Origin of the sequence: Nocardiopsis prasina DSM 43845, from assembly GCF_000341265.1 — a bacterium.
GTDB classification, from domain to species: domain Bacteria; phylum Actinomycetota; class Actinomycetes; order Streptosporangiales; family Streptosporangiaceae; genus Nocardiopsis; species Nocardiopsis prasina.
This window is the reverse complement of sequence record NZ_ANAE01000002.1, coordinates 43,608-58,740: the sequence shown is the minus strand read 5'-3', so window position 1 is coordinate 58,740 and position 15,133 is coordinate 43,608. Positions and strand designations below refer to the sequence as shown.

The following is a 15,133-nucleotide window of genomic DNA, read 5'->3' as shown; positions in this document are numbered from 1 at the left end:
CGGGGCGGGGGGGGGGGCCCCCCGCCAGTCCGGCGCCGTGGGCTTCGCGGTCGGCTACGTCGCGGTCATGCTGGTCATGCTCGGCTACCTGACCGGCGGGAACATCGTGTTCTCCGCCAAGCTGGTCAACTACGTCTTCCTGTTCGGTTCGATGATCGCCCTGGCCGTCGGGGTGATGCGCAGCTTCGTCCTGCCGCCGCGCCCCACCCCCGTGGTCACTCGTTCGGCGTAGCCGCCGGGGGCGGCCTACGCCCAGAACTGGAGCAGCAGCTTCCCGTGGAACATCATCCCGGGGATGGTCGGGTTGGGCAGGAGCAGGTCGAACAGCGCGTAGGCCGACTTCTCGAACACGTCCCGCACCACCGGCAGCCACAGGACGGCGAACACCGCGATCGAGCAGAACAGCCCGTTGACGCGGACGAACTCCGTCCAGCGGGCGCCTCGGAAGGCGGCCAGGACGTGGTAACCGTCCAACCCGGGGACCGGCAGCAGGTTCACCACCGCGCTGGTGAGGTTGGCCAGGGACAGGAACGCGATTGAGGAGATCGCCCAGTTCGTGGTGTCCTGGCCGACCGGGACCAGCAGTGAGACGGTGAGGGCCAGCAGGGCCGACAGCACCAGGCTGGCGAGCGGACCGGCCAGCGCCACCATGATCCGGCGGCCCCGGCTCGGCACGCGCTCCCAGTCCACGTAGGTGGGCGGCCCGTTCAGACCGAACCCGCCCAGCCCCAGGTACACCACCGGCAACACCAGGCCGCCGAAGGCCTCCCGGTAGGCGAACGGGTTGAACCGCAGGTAGGCGCTGCCGCGCAGGGAGCGGTCACCGGCGAGGTAGGCGGCCAGGGCGTGCGCGAACTCGTGCACGGCCACCGAGACGATCCACCCGAGCAGGATCAGCAGCGGCGGGATGAGCGGGGTGACGGACGTCCCCTCGTCGGCCCAGTCCAGCTCGGCGTGGGTCCAGGACAGCCAGCCCGCGAACCCTGCCAGGCCCAGCACCAGCAGGAACACCGGGCTCGGCAGGAAGTCCGCCCAGCTCTCCGCGCGCTCGGTCGTGGCCCCCTCCGAGCGGGCGCCCCTGACGCCCTTGACGGGCCCCTCCTCGGCGCCCTCGCGACCCTGGGCAGAAGACGCGTCGTCCGAACCCTCGTCCGAACCCTCGTCCGGGCCGTCCGAGCGGTCGGCGCCGACCCCCGAGGCGTTCAGGGCGTCGTCGGGCATCTGGGTCCACGGGTCGGCGGCGCGCGTCCGCTCGCCGTGGTCCGCCTCGCTGTCGGGGACGTTCACGGCGTCGGGGTCCGTCGACTGCGGCGGCTCGGGCGTGGGCATGATGCTCCTGCTGGTCGCGGGTGGTTCGCGCTCCAGATTAGGCCCTGGTGCGCACCTCCTCGCAGCGGGTGCCCCACCCGCCGGGCTCTCGCCCTGACCTCGCCCTACATTCCTCCGGCGACCCTCAGGACGGTACCGGTCGTGTACGAGGCGTCCGCGGACAGGAGCCAGGCGATCGCCCCGGAGATCTCCTCGGGACGCCCCGCACGGCCGAGCGGGATGCGCGACGCCGCCTGGACGGGGCGGTCGGGAGCGCCCATCGCGGCGTGCATGTCGGTCTCGGTGACGCCGGGGGAGACCGCGTTGACCCGCACGCCGACCGGTCCCAGCTCCTTGGCCAGCCCCACCGTGAGGGTGTCGACGGCGGCCTTGGTCGCGGCGTAGTGCACGTACTCGCCGGGGCTGCCCAGGGTGGCCGCGGCGGAGGAGACGTTCACGATCGCACCCCCGCCCGCGCTCATCTCCCGCACGGCGCGTCGGCAGCACAACAGGTAGCCCAGCAGGTTCACGTCGACCACGCGGCGCAGATCCTCGGTGGACACGTCCGCGAACGCGCCGAGCGGCCCGGTCACGCCCGCGTTGTTGACCAGCCCGTCCACCCGGCCGAAGTCCGCGACGGCGGTGTCGAAGATCCGCTCCACCCCCGCCTCCTCCGAGGTGTCGGCGCGCACGGTCGCGCACCGGCCTCCGGCGGAGCGCACACGCTCGGCGGTCCGCAGCGCGGCGGCCTCGTCCCGGGCGTACCCGAGGACCACGTCGTGGCCGTCCCGTGCCAGCCGGACACAGGTGGCCGCGCCGATGCCCCGGCTCCCGCCCGTGACAACGGTGACCTGACGTGACATGGGAGCCTCCCCGGTTCGACGGCCGCACCCGTCCTCGGGGCGCTGGCTGGGGAGAAGTATGGCATCGGGTGTTCGGGGCGCGGACGCCGCCTCAGACCACCGCTCGGGGTGCCACCGCCGACTTGTGCAGGGACGCCACCGCGAACGCCCGCCCCGCGGGGGTCAGCTCCCGGAGGCCCTCGCTGTCGTCCCCGGTGACCAGCCCGAGCGCCTCCAGCAGCCAGCCCACCGCCATCACCATGGCGCGCACCCGGTCCGAGGCGGTCTCGGCGGCGCGGCGGTGGGCGGCGGCGTGCCGTCCGGCGGCCACGGGCGGGTCGACCGGGCGCCACCCGGATTCGGTCAGGGCCCGCTCGGCCGCCTCCGCGTCCGAGGTGCCGGGTCTGGCGTGCGACCCCAGGCCCTGGGGTGAACGGCCCAGCAGCATCCCGAGCAGGGTTTCGGCGGCGGCCTGCTGGATGCCGCCGGTCCGGCACAGCGTCGCCGTGGCGGCTCGCCACAGCGCCTCGGGGTCCTCGCGCAGCTGCTGGCCGCGCCGGGTGAGTTCGAGCCGGCGCCCGGACCGGCGCACGGCGCGCATCGTGCGCAGCACCTGGTGCAGGGCGATGATCTGGGTGGCGTCGGTCTCGCTGCGCGGCGGTTCCGGGGAGGTGGACCAGCCGAAGTCCTCACACAGCTGCCGCACCACGCCGGGGGAGATGTACCCGATCTGCGTGAGCGCGATCCCCTCCGAGGCCAGGTCCAGCATCCGTTGCAGCGGCGCCATCGCGGCCGTCGAACCGCGTGGGACGTCCGCTCCCGCGATGATCTGTCCCACCAGCGGCCACAGCCGCTGCCGGTGCGGGTGCGCCGAAGAGGAGATCCACGCCCGGACCCGCTCCTCGCGGACCCGGTACAGGTGGCTGAGCCCCCGGTGGTCGGGCTGCGTGAGGAAGGACCGCGCGAACCGTTCCTGGGCGGGCCGCCAGCCGCTCTTGCCGGGGCGGATGTCGCCCAGGGTGATCGCGAGTTCGAGGGCGGCGGCGGTCTCCCGGCGGGCGTGCATCTCCACGTCGCCCACACTGGTGCCCCAGGTGAGTTCGGGCAGATCGGGCGGTTCCACCCCGGACTCCCACATGAGCCGCTCGTACATGGCCAGCCCCGCCGTGTGGTCGACGTCGTACAGCGTCAGCAGGGTGGTGGTCTCGGGGGCCCGGCACACGTCCGCGTACCGGTTCAGCTTCAGGAGCTGGAACAGGTGGCTCAGGGAACGCACCGCGAACAGCCGGTCGTCGGCGGAGTCCTGGAAGCGCATGGGCAGCTCGTACCAGCAGAAACGCTGCACCGCGTGCTGGTTGAGCCGTTGGATCTCCTGGTCGGGGGCGAGCGTGTCAAGAGCCAGTCGTGCCAGGTCGGCCGCCCGCTCGTCCCGCCGGGCCAGCTCGGCGAGTGCGGACGCGACTGCCTCCCTCATGATGGGCGCCACCTCCCCGCGTACCTCGTGCCCGGTCCGTCAGGGGGTGGGACGGCCGGGTCGGTGCTTCGTTGTCCGCCCGGGGTCACGGCTGGGGGTTCGCTGCGCCGGGCTGAGCCTGTCCTACCCCGGAAAGTCCGAAGAATTCCAGCTTGTGGGCGCCTGGGGCCTCGGCCGGTTCCGACGCGGGGGAACCGGGGGAACGACCCGGCTCGCGACGACGTCGGTCTCGGCGACCTCCACCGTGGACTCGTCCCTCCTGCGCAGTGTGAGCACGCCGTCGGTCCAGGACTCCACCACGCCGACGATATCGGTGAAGCCGCCCTCGGCGCGGGTGATTCGCACGGAGACCCTGGAGCCCAGGTCCTCCGGCGTGATCCTGTGTACGAGCCGTCCGCCCAAGTGCAAGGTTTCCAACCCCCCGAGTGTGCGATGGGTGCTCTCCGACGCCATACTAGGAGTACGACATCTGTGCCAATCGCTTTACAGAGCCCGGACAAGGCCGACGCCCGCACGTCGGAACCGGTGCCGGTGCCCTCTGAAGGTCCCCGCCTCCCCGCGGGTTAGCGGGGGTGAGACAAGGAGTACGACGTGACCTACGTCATCGCGCAGCCCTGTGTTGATGTGCTGGACAAGGCGTGCATTGACGAGTGCCCCGTGGACTGCATCTACGAGGGTGACCGCATGCTCTACATCCACCCGGACGAGTGTGTGGACTGCGGCGCGTGCGAGCCGGTCTGCCCGGTGGAGGCCATCTACTACGAGGACGACCTGCCCGAGCAGTGGTCCGAGTTCTACAAGGCCAACGTCGACTTCTTCGACGACCTGGGCTCCCCGGGCGGCGCCTCCAAGGTCGGCAAGATCGACCGCGACCACCCGATCGTCGCCAAGCTGCCTCCGCAGGCCGAGTGAGCCGCGCGCGACCCCTTGGCGCAGAGGTCGCGTCGCCGACGTGACGTGTCGCGCCGACCCCACCCGGGGTCGGCGCGACGCTGTTGTGTGGGGCCCGACCGAGACCTGAACGGCCCGAGAACCGAATGGAGAGTGCACCGATGGGTGAACGTCGACCGGTGACCGATCGGCTTCCGACCTTCCCGTGGGACCGGCTGACGCCGTACAAGAGAACGGCCGCCGCCCACCCGGACGGGATCGTCGACCTCTCGGTCGGCACGCCCGTGGACCCGGTGCCCGCGAACCTGCGCGCGGCCCTCGCCGACGCCTCCGACTCGCCCGGCTACCCGCTGACCTGGGGCACGCCCGAGCTGCGCGCGTCCATCCAGGGTTGGTTGGAGCGCCGCCACGACGTGCGGGTCGCCGACGGCGCGGTCCTGCCCACGGTCGGCTCCAAGGAACTGGTGGCCTGGCTGCCCACGCTGCTCGGCCTGGGCCCTGGTGACACCGTCGTCCTCCCCGAGTTGGCGTACCCGACCTACGACGCGGGCGTGCGCATCGCCGGGGCCACCCCGGTCGCCTCGGACAGCCTCACCGCCCTCGGCCCGGCCGAGGTCAAGCTGCTGTGGGTCAACTCGCCCGCCAACCCCACCGGTCGCGTGCTCGGCGCCGACCACCTGCGCAAGGTGGTCGAGTGGGCGCGTGAGCGGGGCACGATCGTCGCCTCCGACGAGTGCTACCTGGACCTCGGCTGGGACGCGGAGCCGGTCTCGATCCTGCACCCGGACGTGTGCGGCGGCTCCCACGAGAACCTCCTCGCGGTCCACTCGCTGTCCAAGCGCTCCAACCTCGCGGGGTACCGCGGAGCCTTCGTCGCGGGCGACCCCGACCTGGTCGCCGAACTCCTGTCCGTGCGCAAGCACGCGGGCATGATCGTCCCCGCCCCCGTCCAGGCGGCCATGAGGGCCGCGCTGGACGACGACGCGCACGCCGCCGAGCAGAAGGAGCGCTACCGGGCCCGCCGCACGCGCCTCCGTGCGGCCTTCGAGGGCGCCGGGTGGAGCGTCGAGCACTCGAACGCGGGTCTGTACCTGTGGGCCAGCCACCCCGACCACGACTCGTGGGGCGCTGTCCGGACGCTGGCCGAGCGCGGTGTGCTGGTGGCCCCCGGCGCCTTCTACGGGCCGACCGGCGAGCGCCACGTCCGCGTGGCCTTCACCGCAACCGACGAGCGGGTGGAGGCGGCGGCCAAGCGCCTGGCCGAGTGAGCGTCGGCGGTGTGGTCCGGGGCCGTCGGCCTCCGGACCGCGCCGCCGCGTCGCGTCCGTGTCGGGACACGGCCGGTACCGCAGCACCACCCAGTGTCCTTGTGGTCGCCGTCCAGCGAGGCCGGATGGGCCTGGAACGGCTCGGGGACCGGCCCACCGCACGCCGACCAGGTGACCTCGCGGCAGTTGTCCGACCAGGCCGGGACCGGCGTTCCGCGGCTTGGCTCAGTGCCCACGCGGTAGCCGTTTCGAGCAGGCTCGTACCGGCCCGTGCCTCCTGCGGGACCGCTCCGCGCCGACCGCCTACCTCAGGACGACGCGGCCCCCCGTGTCCTGGCTGGCGTCCTCGATCTCCGTCCAGTCCTGCGCCCCGTCCATGCCGTCCGAGGCCCGCCACCGCTGGTCCCCGTACGACACCGACGTGATCCCGTACTCCTCGGCGTGCACGACGGCCCACAGGGACATCGCCCAGCCCAGGTCACCGGTCTGCCCCTCGCCGCCCTCCGGGACGGGGAGCTCCGCCGGGTCGGTACCGAACACCCGGGCCATCTCGTCCTCGGCCCCGGCGATGTCGGCGTCCCCCGCCCGCATCGAGTCCAGGGTCTCCTCGTCGAACCAGCAGGTCACCGTGGCCCCACGGGCTCCGGTGAGGGAATCGGCCATGTCGGCGGACAGGTCCTCGTGCTGGTCGTAGGCGAATCCGTGCGCGCTGCGCTGCACCCGCTGGGCGGCCTCGTAGACGGGCAGGTCCTCCCACCCGTTGACCTCCACCAGCTCGTCGTAGAACGACCGGCTGGAGAACACCGGGTCCAGGATCTCCTCCGGGTCGCCCCACTCCTGCGACGGCCGCTGCTGGAACAGGCCCAGCGAGTCCCGGTCCCCGTACTCCACGTTGTAGAACGTGGACTCCTGCCACACCGTCGCGAACGCGACCGTGACCGCCTCCTCGGGCAGGTCGCGGCTGAAGGCCACGCCGCCCACGGTCGCCGCGTTCATGGCCTGGGTGATCTCCATGTCGTAGCGTCCCTCAGCGAGTGCCAGACGGCATCCCGGGTCGGGCCGTTCGCGCGTGTCCAGCGGCTCGAAGTTGGTCATCACGTAGTAACCCCCGGCCACGAACAGTCCGCAGACGAAGGTGAGGATGAGGAGGATCTTGGCGAACGCGGAGAACGTCCTGCGTTTACTGGGCACGGGCGAACCAAGGGTCGGCGACGGGTGGAGCGCACCGGTCGCGGACCCGGGGGAGGGGCCGAGGCGGTGTGCTGGGCGCGCCGGGCACCTGTCGGAGGCGGGCCCCGGACGGGCCTCGGCGAAATTGTAGTCGGCGCCGGGAACAGTCAACGGGAACTCTCGCGGGGCGGGTGTTCCGTCCTCGCGGCCCCGGCCCGGTCCTCCCGCGCCACCCGCCGGACCCGTCCGCCCGGGGTCCGTGGGACGAGTGGCCAAGGGCTCATCCCGAGCGGGCGGGGCGCAGACCACCCACCCCGGACGAGCGGCTAACGTGGGTTCACATGACCAGCTCGTACACCAGTCCGCTGCCCGACCAGATCGACGAACTCTGGGAGCGGCGCTCCGAACTGACCCCCGACCACTCCGAGGCGCGCCGCGTCATCACCGGCGCCATCGACCTGATCGACGAGGGCAAGGCCCGTGTGGCCTTCGTCGACCCCGCCACGGACGACGTGGTGGTCGACGAGCGCGCCAAGCGCTCCATCCTCCTCGGCTTCAAGGTCCTGGACATGAAGGAGTCGCACGTCGGCGACTTCTACCACCACGACCGCATGCCGCTGAAGACCCGCTTCGACGGGGTCCGCGTCGTCGCGGGCGCCATCGCCCGCTGGGGTTCCTTCCTCGCCCCGGGCGTCGTGCTCATGCCGTCCTTCACCAACATCGGCGCCTACGTCGGCTCCGGCACCATGGTCGACACCTGGGCCACGGTCGGCTCCTGCGCGCAGATCGGTGAGAACGTCCACCTCTCCGGCGGCGTGGGCGTCGGCGGCGTCCTGGAGCCGCCGCAGGCCTCCCCGGTTATCATTGAGGACGACGCCTTCCTGGGCTCGCGCAGCATGGTCGTCGAGGGCGCCCGCGTCCGCAAGGGCGCCAAGCTCGGAGCGGGCACCATCCTCACCTCCTCCACGCGCGTCTTCGACGCCGAGACGGGCGAGGAACTGGCCCGCGGCGAGGCCCCGGCCTGGTCGGTGTGCGTCACCGCCAACCGGACCAAGAGCTTCCCCGGCGGCGACTTCGGCATGCCGGTCCTGCTGGTGCTCAAGCGTCTGGAGGAGGGGCAGGAGCACGACAAGCTCGCCCTGAACGACCTCCTGCGCGAGCACGGCGTCAACGCCTAGGCTCCCGCGCCGGGGCGCGCGTCGCCGCGCCCGCGCACCCACGTCCGGGGCGTCCTCCCAACCGGGGAGGGCGCCCCGCCGTTGTTCTAGGGTGGCCATGCGCGCGACCCACCCACTCACCTCACCGAAACGGGGCGACACCATGCTGGACCTGACCTCGGACGTGGCGGACCTGACCGCCGCCCTCGTGGACATCCGTTCCGAGAGCGGGGACGAGAGGGTCCTCGCCGACGCGGTCGAGAACGCCCTGTCGGACCTGGCCCATCTCACCGTGACCAGGGACGGCGACGCCGTCGTGGCCCGCACGGACCTGGGCCGGGACCGCCGCGTCGTGGTCGCCGGTCACCTCGACACCGTGCCGATCGTGGACAACGTCCCCTCGCACGTGGACGGCGACCGCCTCTACGGCTGCGGCACCACCGACATGAAGTCCGGCGTGGCCGTCCAGCTCAAGCTGGCCGCGCTGGTCACCGAGCCGGTCCACGACGTCACCTACGTCTTCTACGACAACGAGGAGGTGGACGCGGTCCGCAACGGCCTCCTCCGCCTCAGCCGGAACCACCCGGAGTGGCTGGCCGGAGACTTCGCGATCCTCATGGAGCCCACCGACGGCGTCATCGAGGGCGGCTGCCAGGGCACCATGCGCGTGGACGTCGCGGCCTACGGCAAGCGGGCGCACAGCGCGCGTTCCTGGAAGGGCGAGAACGCCATCCACAAGGCGGGCGCGATCCTGGACGTGCTGCGCGCCTACACCCCCCGCCAGCCCGAGGTGGAGGGCCTGACCTTCCACGAGGGCCTGAACGCGGTGTTCGTCGAGGGCGGCGTGGCCGGGAACGTCATCCCGGACGAGTGCGTGGTCCGGGTGAACTACCGGTACGCCCCGGACCGCTCCCCGGCCGACGCCGAGGCCCACCTGCGCGAGGTGTTCGAGGGCTTCGACGTGACGGTCACCGACTCCTCGGCCCCGGCCCGCCCCGGCCTGGACGACCCCTCGGCCGCGGCCTTCGTCACCGCAGTGGGCGAGGGACAGGCCCGGGCCAAGCTGGGCTGGACCGACGTCTCCCGCTTCTCCGAGCTGGGCGTGCCCGCGGTCAACTACGGCCCCGGCGACCCGATGCTCGCCCACACGCGCGACGAGTACGCCAGCATCGCGCAGATCCGCGAGGCCGAGGAGCGCATGGTCGCCTGGCTCACCGGTCGGCGCTGACCCCTCCCGGGCCCCGTCCCGCTCGCCCCGAAGCCGCCCGTCAGGCGCTCCCGTCCTGGTGGGCGGCCTCGTGTCCGCTACCGGTCACCGGAGCGACACGCGTCGTTCGGGTGTGGGCTGGCCACGGATGGATAGCTTTACGGGCATGACGGAAGAAGAGAACGTGAGGCGTGCCGGACCGCTCACCTACCGCGGCCGCGCTATCCCCGACACCACCACCGACCAACGGCTCCTCGACAGGCGCGGCCCCACGGACTGGGTGCACACCGACCCCTGGCGCGTGCTGCGCATCCAGTCGGAGTTCGTGGAGGGCTTCGGCCTGCTGTCCGAGCTGCCCTCCGCGGTGAGTGTCTTCGGTTCGGCGCGGATCAAGCCCGGGACCGAGTTCTACGACCTCGGGGTCGAGGTCGGGGCCAAGCTCGCCGAGGCCGGGTACGCCACGATCACCGGCGGCGGCCCCGGCATGATGGAGGCGGCCAACAAGGGCGCCCAGCGGGCGGGCGGGCTCTCCGTGGGCCTGGGCATCGAGCTCCCGTTCGAGCAGTCGCTCAACCCCTACATCGACATGGGGATGACCTTCCGGTACTTCTTCGTCCGCAAGACGATGTTCGTGAAGTACTCGCAGGCCTTCGTGGTGCTGCCCGGCGGGTTCGGGACGCTCGACGAGCTGTTCGAGGCGATCACCCTCGTCCAGACCAAGAAGATCACCCGGTTCCCCGTGGTGCTGGTCGGCACCGAGTTCTGGGGCGGTCTGCGCGGCTGGGTGGAGGACAGCCTGCTCAAGCACGGGCTGATCAGGGACAAGGACATGGAGCTCCTGCACGTGACCGACGACCCGGACGAGGCCGTGCGGATCGTCCAGCACGCGCACCTGTACCTGGAGAACAAGTTCGAACGCGGTGAGGCGGGCCCGGCGAGCTAGGCTGCCCCGCCGGGGCTCCGGGGGTCGGTCGCGGCCCGGTGCTCCCGGGTCCGGTTCAGGCGAGTCCCCTGCGCACGGCTGCGGGCGGACGCTCGCCGCGCACCGAGGCGACCATGTCCAGGGCCCGCCCCACCCGCTCCGGGTGGTCGGTCACGAACACGCGTGCCCCCGCCCAGGCGTACACGGTCGCCAGGGCCACCTCCTCGGCCGCCGCGACCGGGACCGCGCCAGCGATCCCGGGCGGGGCCGGGGGCAGGTCCGTGCGCGGCCCCTCGCCGTCCGGCCGCGTGCAGCGGACCAGGACCGCGTGCCCCTCTGCAACGAGCGCCGCGACCCGGGCGGCGGACGGCCGGTGACCGGCGTCCACCGTCCAGGGGGCGTCGCCGCCCACCGCCGCGCCGCCCTCGGCGGAGGCTGCGGGGACCCCCGTCACGGCGCCGGGTGCGGTCTGCGTGGTCAGGACTCGGAAAGGTGCGTTCGACACCCGCCGAGTCTCCCATGCCCGGGGTTCCCTGGGGGGTACGGCGGTGTGGCACGATCGATCCCGTGCCTTTCTTCATCTTGATCCTGGTCGCCGCCGCCGCGCTCGCCGTCCTCGTGGGAGTGGTCTTCGTCGTGCTCGGCAAGGGCGGGCAGCTCGCCCGGTTCGAGGCCGACTTCCCCCCGCTGGACCTGCCGGAGGGGCGCCCGGTGGGCTCCCGTGACCTGGCCGGTCTCCTCGTCCCCCTGTCCATGTGGGGTTACCACGTGCGCGCGGTCGACGAACTGCTGGTGCGGCTCACGGGCACTCTTCGCGAGCGTGAGGAGCGGATCGAGGACCTGGAGTGGCGGCTGGCCCGTCTGGACCCGTCCTACGTCCCCCGGGGCACCGGACCGCGACCGGGCGCGTACCTGCCCGGCCAGGACGAACTCGACGGGTACGCGGACCAGGACAGGGATCCGATCGAGAGAGTGACCCTCGTCCCGGCGCCCGACGCGACGGCCGAGACTGACACCCGCGCGGACGACGCGCCCGCGGACCCCGCTCCGGAGACCGTCTCGGGTTCCACCCCCGAACCGACCCCCGAAACCTCCCCCGATTCAGTGACCGAAACCGTCCCCGAGGCCGACGACGCGTCGGTCGGCGGGCGAGGCGACGACCGAGGCTGACCCCACCTGGACGCCCGGCGGGGCCCCGGCGCGCCCGGGCCGTCTATGCCGTGCATCACATCCGTCTTGTCGTTCTTGGTCGGATGTGGTGGGTTCGGGTGATCTATTCTCGGTCGCTGTACATGCGTACCCCCTGCTCCGCCGGAGCGGGCGGACCGTCGTGAGGATGGCGAGGATGGACACAGCACCCGAACTCCGGGCGGGCTCCGAGGACGGACCCGGGAACTCCGCGACCCCGGTGCGCCAGATGTCCCTCTGGCCGCCGCCCCGTTCGACCAGGCACACCGGCAGGCGCCGCCGCCAGTTCGCCAGGACGGCCGTGACCCTGGCCGCGCTCCTCCTGGTCGGTGGCGGGGGCTTCGTGGCCTGGTCCCACCTGGACGGGGCCCGCGAGGACACCGTCACCACCATGTCCGACCCCGACGAGTTCGTGGGGGCCTGGTCAGGGCGCATGAGCCAGGTCGACACGGACGGGCGGCCCGTCGCCGAGTGGGACGCCGAGGTGCGGATCGAGGAGGGCGCCGAGCGCGGCAGCACCGCCTGGACCACCTTCTCCTGCTCCGGGACCCTCGAGCTGTCGGCACGCGACGGCGACCGGCTCGTGTACGCGTACACCGAGACCTCCGACCCCGACGACCGCTGCGTCGACGAGTCGGAGCTGACCCTCTGGCCCGCCTCCGAGGGCGGCCGCCTCAACGCCGAGTGGTCCTCCGTCACCCGGGAGGGGACGCGGATGCTCTCCACCGGCCTGCTGGACTGACGGGCCCGAACGGGGCCCGGACGGGCCCGTGCCGCGGCCCGGAACGCCCGGTGTGGAGGCGGCTCGGCCCCTCGCGGACCGCGCGGGTTTCGGTCGAGACCGATATAACCTTACTGACCAACGATTCCTCGCCGGTGGGCGCCCACGGAGGTGCCCCGGCTGTCGCCTGGCGCACACCCAGGGGTCAACCTCCGAGATAATGGTCGAAGAGTGATTCCCGACCCCTAAGCCACACGGGCGCGAGTCACACGGAACCGGCCGACGGCTCCGGAGCCGACACGTCCCAGCGGACCGGCGTCGGTGCTGTGGGTCGGCCCCGGCCACCTGCGAGGAACACCTAGAAAGGGGAATGGCATGGCGGCGATGAAGCCGAGGACCAGCGACGGGCCGATGGAGGTCACCAAGGAGGGTCGCGGCATCATCATGCGGGTCCCGCTTGAGGGCGGCGGCCGTCTGGTCGTGGAGCTCACGCCGGACGAGGCGACGGAGCTCCGGGACGCGCTTCGGGGTGTCGTCGGCTGACCGGACAAGAATCGTCCCCCACCTGGGCCGGAACGCCCTGATGACCCCCGAGGTTCCACACCTCCCACCTGCGTGAACCTCCCCACAGAGTGAACGATTGTGAGCGGCCTGTGCCATTCGCCACGGAGATCCACCCCGTACCGGGGACCCTCGCCGAATCCACCGCGGACCTGCTGGTCCTCCCCGTACTCGCGGGCGAGGAAGGCCCCGAGGCGGTCGAAGGGGTCACCGACGGTGGACTGACACAGGTCCTTCCCTCGCCGCTCGCGGACCTGTTCGCGCACTACGCGCTCACCGGCAAGCCCGGTGAGCTCTCCCAGTTCCCGGTGTCCCGGGACGGGGGCCTGGTCCGCCTGGCCCTTCTCGGAGTCGGATCGGGTGGCCCCGCCGACCTCCGGAAGGCCGGCGCCGCCCTCTCCCGGGCCGCACGGGGCAACGAGCGCGTCGCCCTGGCCTGGCCCGGCGCCGACGAAGAGGCCGCCACGGCCTTCGCCGAGGGTGCCCTGCTCGCCTCCTACACCTTCACGTACAAGACCGCCGAACCCCCGAGGTCCCAGCGCCCCGCGCCGGTGATCAACGTGGTCGGAGACGTCACCACCCTGGACGGTCCCCTGGCCCTGGGAACCACCCTGGCCACGGCGACCGCCCTGGCCCGGGACCTGATCAACACCCCCTCGTTGACCAAGGACCCGGAGTGGATGGCCACCCGCGCACGCGAGACGGCCGACGGGTCCGGGCTCGGTGTGCGGGTGTGGAACGAGAAGGAGCTGGGGGACGAGGGGTTCGGCGCCATCCTCGGTGTCGGCCAGGGCTCCTCCCGCCCGCCCCGGCTGGTCCAGCTGTCCTACACGCCGGAGAACCCCACCGAGCACGTGGTGCTGGTCGGCAAGGGCATCACGTTCGACACCGGCGGGCTCTCGCTCAAGCCCAACGACAACATGAAGCTCATGAAGACCGACATGAGCGGTGCGGCGATCGTGCTGGCCGTCCTGTCGGCGCTGGCGTCCGTGGGCGCGGGTGTCCGGGTCACCGGTCTGCTCGCCCTGGCGGAGAACGCCTTCTCGGGTGACGCCACCCGCATCGGAGACGTGCTGACCACCTACACGGGCCGGACCGTCGAGGTGCTCAACTCCGACGCCGAGGGCCGTCTGGTCCTGGCGGACGCCATGGGCTACGCCAGCACCAACCTCGAACCGGACGTGCTGGTGGACGTCGCCACCCTGACCGGTGCCGCCAAGCTGGCGCTGGGCACCGGTATCGGGGCGCTCTACAGCACCGACGACACGGTCGCCGCGCAGATCGAGGCCGCCGGCGNGGGGCCCGCGGGGGGGGGGGGGGGGGAGCCGCTGTGGCGGATGCCGCTCACCGAGGACTACGTCCCCACCACCGGTTCCCGGGTGGCGGACCTGGCCAACATCGGCACCCGGGGCGGTGACTTCGGTCCGGCCGGTGCCACCGACGCCGCCCTGTTCCTGCGCGAGTTCACCGGCGGCCTGCCCTGGGCCCACCTGGACATCGCCGGTCCGGGCCGGTCCCTGCAGGAGAGCGGACTGCTCACCAAGGGCGGCACGGCCTTCGCCACCCGGACCCTGCTCCGCTGGCTCGCCGCCAGGTAGTGACCCGGCCGGTACCGAAACGGCCACGGGCCCGGGCGGAACACCCCCTCCGTCCGGGCCCGGCGCGCGTGCGCGCTCGGGCGACCGCCCGAACGCGGCTCCGCCTCCCACGGTCCGCCCCCTAGGGGCGGATGGCGGCGAGCAGCCCCTCGCCGACCGGGACCAGCAGGGGGATGAACGCCTCGTCCTCGCGCATCCGCTGCATCACCTCGCGGACCGCGGTCTCCCCGGGGTCCGGGACCCGCAGCGGGCTGTCCGGTTCGGAGGGGGCCGTCAGCACGTTGTTGAACACCACCACCCCGCCCGGACGCAGCAGCCGAAGCGCCTCCTCCAGGTACGCGGGGTAGGAGGCCTGGTCGGCGTCGACCGACACCATGTCGTACCCGCCGTCGGTCAGCCGCGGCAGCACGTCCAGCGCCGTCCCCCGGATCAGTCGGGCCCGGCCCGCGCCGAACCCCGAGCGGGAGAAGGCGGAGCGCGCGTAGTCCTGGTAGGCGGCGTTGACGTCCACGGTCGTCAGGATGCCCTCCCGGGCCATCCCCCGCAGCAGCCAGATCCCCGACGTCCCGCATCCCGTGCCGATCTCCACCACCGAACGGGCGCCGATGGCGGCGGTGAGGAACCGCAGCGCGGCCCCCGTCGCGGCGTCCACGGGCGAGGCCGAGGCCCGTACGCCCGCGTCGTAGGCGTCCGCCAGAGGTCCGTCCCCCATGGCGGACTCCTCGAACCGAGCCTGCTCGGTCCGGACCCACGCGGTCCGGGCGACGCTCTCTTCTGCGCTGATGACGGCCTCCCAAGCACTGCTGAATGTCGTGGCCAGGCGCTC

General features: G+C 72.6%; 16 protein-coding genes and 1 pseudogene. 10 read left to right on the top strand and 7 right to left on the bottom strand.

Annotated features, from left to right (window positions below):
• Positions 1-232 (top strand): annotated as a pseudogene (locus D452_RS27290) (hypothetical protein); the annotation flags it as partial.
• 14 nt (positions 233-246) lie between these two features.
• Here the strand turns inward: D452_RS27290 and D452_RS0100285 are convergent.
• The 4 genes from D452_RS0100285 to D452_RS0100270 all read right to left on the bottom strand — a co-directional run bounded on the left by D452_RS0100285 (position 247) and on the right by D452_RS0100270 (position 4,032).
• On the bottom strand, positions 247-1,329 hold the full coding sequence (locus D452_RS0100285; RefSeq protein ID WP_017542184.1) for a site-2 protease family protein: 1,083 nt from the start codon (positions 1,327-1,329) through the stop codon (positions 247-249).
• 104 nt (positions 1,330-1,433) lie between these two features.
• Positions 1,434-2,171 carry an SDR family NAD(P)-dependent oxidoreductase gene (locus D452_RS0100280; protein ID WP_017542183.1) on the bottom strand — a complete coding sequence of 246 codons (738 nt, stop codon included), beginning with the start codon at positions 2,169-2,171 and terminating at the stop codon, positions 1,434-1,436.
• Positions 2,172-2,262: 91 nt separating this feature from the next.
• The gene (locus tag D452_RS0100275) at positions 2,263-3,624 is read right to left on the bottom strand and encodes a hypothetical protein (RefSeq protein WP_026128838.1); all 1,362 of its coding nucleotides are present in this window, start codon (positions 3,622-3,624) and stop codon (positions 2,263-2,265) included.
• A gap of 123 nt (positions 3,625-3,747) precedes the next feature.
• Positions 3,748-4,032 carry a putative acetyltransferase gene (locus tag D452_RS0100270; RefSeq protein WP_040692621.1) on the bottom strand — a complete coding sequence of 95 codons (285 nt, stop codon included), beginning with the start codon at positions 4,030-4,032 and terminating at the stop codon, positions 3,748-3,750.
• Positions 4,033-4,215: 183 nt separating this feature from the next.
• Here D452_RS0100270 and fdxA point away from each other — a divergent pair, with 183 nt between their 5' ends.
• Both fdxA and dapC read left to right on the top strand, forming a co-directional pair.
• Positions 4,216-4,536: a ferredoxin gene (fdxA, locus tag D452_RS0100265; protein WP_014908468.1), complete on the top strand. Its 321-nt coding sequence runs from the start codon at positions 4,216-4,218 to the stop codon at positions 4,534-4,536.
• A gap of 140 nt (positions 4,537-4,676) precedes the next feature.
• The gene (dapC, locus tag D452_RS0100260) at positions 4,677-5,783 is read left to right on the top strand and encodes a succinyldiaminopimelate transaminase (RefSeq protein WP_017542180.1); all 1,107 of its coding nucleotides are present in this window, start codon (positions 4,677-4,679) and stop codon (positions 5,781-5,783) included.
• Positions 5,784-6,086: 303 nt separating this feature from the next.
• Here the strand turns inward: dapC and D452_RS0100255 are convergent, their stop codons facing one another.
• A complete protein-coding gene (locus D452_RS0100255; protein WP_017542179.1) occupies positions 6,087-6,974 on the bottom strand; it encodes a hypothetical protein in 888 nt (295 codons plus the stop codon).
• Positions 6,975-7,294: 320 nt separating this feature from the next.
• On the opposite strand from D452_RS0100255, the gene D452_RS0100250 reads away from it, so the two are divergent.
• From D452_RS0100250 to D452_RS0100240, 3 genes are all read left to right on the top strand, one after another.
• The gene (locus D452_RS0100250; protein ID WP_017542178.1) at positions 7,295-8,131 is read left to right on the top strand and encodes a 2,3,4,5-tetrahydropyridine-2,6-dicarboxylate N-succinyltransferase; all 837 of its coding nucleotides are present in this window, start codon (positions 7,295-7,297) and stop codon (positions 8,129-8,131) included.
• A 142-nt stretch (positions 8,132-8,273) separates the two neighbouring features.
• Positions 8,274-9,338, top strand: coding sequence for a succinyl-diaminopimelate desuccinylase (gene dapE, locus D452_RS0100245; protein WP_026128837.1), 1,065 nt, complete (start codon positions 8,274-8,276; stop codon positions 9,336-9,338).
• 145 nt (positions 9,339-9,483) lie between these two features.
• Complete coding sequence (locus D452_RS0100240) at positions 9,484-10,260, top strand: LOG family protein (RefSeq protein ID WP_193374193.1); 777 nt, start codon at positions 9,484-9,486, stop codon at positions 10,258-10,260.
• A gap of 55 nt (positions 10,261-10,315) precedes the next feature.
• On the opposite strand, the gene D452_RS0100235 is transcribed toward D452_RS0100240, so the two are convergent.
• The gene (locus D452_RS0100235; RefSeq protein WP_017542175.1) at positions 10,316-10,744 is read right to left on the bottom strand and encodes a hypothetical protein; all 429 of its coding nucleotides are present in this window, start codon (positions 10,742-10,744) and stop codon (positions 10,316-10,318) included.
• Between the two features lie 62 nt (positions 10,745-10,806).
• Between D452_RS0100235 and D452_RS27285 the strand changes: the two genes are divergently transcribed.
• The 4 genes from D452_RS27285 (at position 10,807) to D452_RS0100215 (ending at position 14,307) form a co-directional block, all read left to right on the top strand.
• Entirely contained in the window at positions 10,807-11,409 is a 603-nt protein-coding gene (locus tag D452_RS27285) for a hypothetical protein (RefSeq protein WP_017542174.1), read from the top strand.
• A gap of 175 nt (positions 11,410-11,584) precedes the next feature.
• Positions 11,585-12,169, top strand: a complete 585-nt coding sequence (locus D452_RS0100225; protein ID WP_017542173.1) for a hypothetical protein — start codon at positions 11,585-11,587, stop codon at positions 12,167-12,169.
• Between the two features lie 354 nt (positions 12,170-12,523).
• Complete coding sequence (locus D452_RS29340) at positions 12,524-12,691, top strand: DUF3117 domain-containing protein (RefSeq protein ID WP_017542172.1); 168 nt, start codon at positions 12,524-12,526, stop codon at positions 12,689-12,691.
• A gap of 110 nt (positions 12,692-12,801) precedes the next feature.
• Complete coding sequence (locus D452_RS0100215) at positions 12,802-14,307, top strand: leucyl aminopeptidase (protein WP_017542171.1); 1,506 nt, start codon at positions 12,802-12,804, stop codon at positions 14,305-14,307.
• Between the two features lie 121 nt (positions 14,308-14,428).
• Here the strand turns inward: D452_RS0100215 and D452_RS0100210 are convergent, their stop codons facing one another.
• On the bottom strand, positions 14,429-15,019 hold the full coding sequence (locus tag D452_RS0100210; RefSeq protein WP_017542170.1) for an O-methyltransferase: 591 nt from the start codon (positions 15,017-15,019) through the stop codon (positions 14,429-14,431).
• Positions 15,020-15,133 lie beyond the last annotated feature (114 nt).

Bases quoted from the DNA above. Each gene is read 5' to 3' on its own strand.
- D452_RS0100285 (WP_017542184.1), bottom strand. From the start codon at position 1,329: ATGCCCACGCCCGAGCCGCCGCAGTCGACGGACCCCGACGCCGTGAAC.
- D452_RS0100280 (WP_017542183.1), bottom strand. From the start codon at position 2,171: ATGTCACGTCAGGTCACCGTTGTCACGGGCGGGAGCCGGGGCATCGGC.
- D452_RS0100275 (WP_026128838.1), bottom strand. From the start codon at position 3,624: ATGAGGGAGGCAGTCGCGTCCGCACTCGCCGAGCTGGCCCGGCGGGAC.
- dapC (WP_017542180.1), top strand. From the start codon at position 4,677: ATGGGTGAACGTCGACCGGTGACCGATCGGCTTCCGACCTTCCCGTGG.
- D452_RS0100250 (WP_017542178.1), top strand. From the start codon at position 7,295: ATGACCAGCTCGTACACCAGTCCGCTGCCCGACCAGATCGACGAACTC.
- dapE (WP_026128837.1), top strand. From the start codon at position 8,274: ATGCTGGACCTGACCTCGGACGTGGCGGACCTGACCGCCGCCCTCGTG.
- D452_RS0100240 (WP_193374193.1), top strand. From the start codon at position 9,484: ATGACGGAAGAAGAGAACGTGAGGCGTGCCGGACCGCTCACCTACCGC.
- D452_RS0100225 (WP_017542173.1), top strand. From the start codon at position 11,585: ATGGACACAGCACCCGAACTCCGGGCGGGCTCCGAGGACGGACCCGGG.
- D452_RS29340 (WP_017542172.1), top strand. From the start codon at position 12,524: ATGGCGGCGATGAAGCCGAGGACCAGCGACGGGCCGATGGAGGTCACC.
- D452_RS0100210 (WP_017542170.1), bottom strand. From the start codon at position 15,019: ATGGGGGACGGACCTCTGGCGGACGCCTACGACGCGGGCGTACGGGCC.